The sequence below is a fragment of the Amycolatopsis sp. genome, from assembly GCF_036008905.1.
Lineage (GTDB): Bacteria > Actinomycetota > Actinomycetes > Mycobacteriales > Pseudonocardiaceae > Amycolatopsis.
Map to the genome: position 1 here is coordinate 1 of NZ_DASYMU010000174.1, position 1,622 is coordinate 1,622.

Here is a 1,622-nt window from a genome sequence, read left to right on the forward strand (position 1 = left end):
TACGCCGTCGTCGCCGGCCGTCTCACGCGCCTGTGCGTAGGCGGCGTCGAAGCCGTCGGTGACGAAGTGGAAGGTCGTCCCGCCCTCCATCTCGATCGGCTCGCGGGCGTGATGGGTGAGCACGAACACCGGTGCGTGGTACGGCGGCTCGGGCCCCCACCAGCCGCGCCAGTCCGGCTCCCACTCACCGCGGATCGGCCCGAACATGTTGCGGCCCATGACGTAGGCGCCGCGCGGGCGCATGAGCCAGCCGACAGCGGTCTTGTCGGCCTCGTTTGCGCGCTCGTCGCCGAGGTGCCAGCCGTGGAGCTCCCTTCCGCGCTTCCCAAGCGGGTGCTCGCGACTCTGGTCCGGCCCGGCGACGAAACCGTCGAGCGAGATCGACATGTGGCAGGTGGTGTCCGGCATCGCGACCCTTTCGGAGGTGATTGCGATTTGCAAGTAGTAGCCCGCAACCTACCCGCCGCCGTCTGGACGATCCTGTCGTACGCGAGCCCTGGCTCGTGGTGGTCGACGTACTCCCCGATCAACTGACGCGACGCGGGGTGGATTGAGACATGTACGAGCGCCTCGCGAAGCAGCCGCTCCATGCGTGCCTAGTGCACAAGCAGATCCTCGTCCGGCGGCATGAGCGCCGCGTGCCCGCCACTACGACGGCAAACGAGCGCCAGGCGCTGCTTGCCGCTGGCCTTGCCCGCGATCGTCTCGCCGACCGTCTTGCGCTGCTTTGAGGACGGCGGCCTCAGTTCGGGGTCGTGGAGCAACGCCTCACAGTATTCATGCGCTCCAACTCGTCATCGAGGCGCCGCGGCCCTCACGTCCAGACCGGGTTCGGTCTCGGACTTGGACCACGGGCACTCGTTGCTTCGACGGCCCGGCGCTGGGAAGCTGCGACGTCAACCGAAGGAGGATGGCCATGCGCCGTCTCAGCCGCACCGCCCTGGCGATCCTCGTCGTCGCCGCGTGCGCGGCACCCGTCGCGGGAGGCGCGCAGGACCGGCACGGACCCCGAGGCGGTCCGCTCGTTGCGCCGGCGCAGGGCGGCGGCATGACCGGCGGCGAGCTGCTGGGAGAGGCCTGGGTCCGAGGGCTGTCTTTGCCTGCCGAGAACCCTTTCAGCGGGCGGTGCATCACCCTCGTGGACAAGGTGCTGGCACCGCAGATCGGTGAGGATGGAACGGCCACCTGCTCGGCCAGCCCCGGCTCCAAGCTGCTGGTCTTCTTCGGCAGCTTCTGCACGAACTACGAGGCACCGCTCTTCCCCCAGACCGAAGCGGAACAGCTCGCGTGCGCAATCGCGGGCGACCAGGCCATCCACGAGATCAACATCACCGTGGACGGCGGCGAGACGATCAACATCGTCCAGCCGCGCTTCGAAGTCTCCTCGCCGCAAAGGACGGTGCAGCTGCCCCCCGACAACGTCCTCGGCGCCCCTGCCGGACCCGCGACTGTCACGGCGCACGCCTGGGCGGCAGTCATCCGCAAGCTGCGGCCAGGCCAACACACCATCGCTGAGGAAGTGGCCGCCGACTTCGGAACCGGAGAAGAGCGGTTCACCCTTACGACCTTCCTCAACATCGTGCCCCGCGGCCACTCCCACGGAGAGCAGGACGACGACCAGG

The 1,622-nt window shown here is 68.7% G+C and carries 3 protein-coding genes; 1 reads left to right on the top strand and 2 read right to left on the bottom strand.

What is annotated here, in order from left to right:
* Both VGP60_RS29400 and VGP60_RS29405 read right to left on the bottom strand, forming a co-directional pair.
* On the bottom strand, positions 1-408 hold a 408-nt coding region (locus VGP60_RS29400; RefSeq protein WP_327551380.1), incomplete at its 3' end, for a dihydrofolate reductase family protein.
* Positions 409-596: 188 nt separating this feature from the next.
* Positions 597-764 carry a hypothetical protein gene (locus tag VGP60_RS29405; protein ID WP_327551381.1) on the bottom strand — a complete coding sequence of 56 codons (168 nt, stop codon included), beginning with the start codon at positions 762-764 and terminating at the stop codon, positions 597-599.
* A gap of 152 nt (positions 765-916) precedes the next feature.
* Between VGP60_RS29405 and VGP60_RS29410 the strand changes: the two genes are divergently transcribed.
* On the top strand, positions 917-1,622 hold a 706-nt coding region (locus VGP60_RS29410), incomplete at its 3' end, for a hypothetical protein (RefSeq protein WP_327551382.1).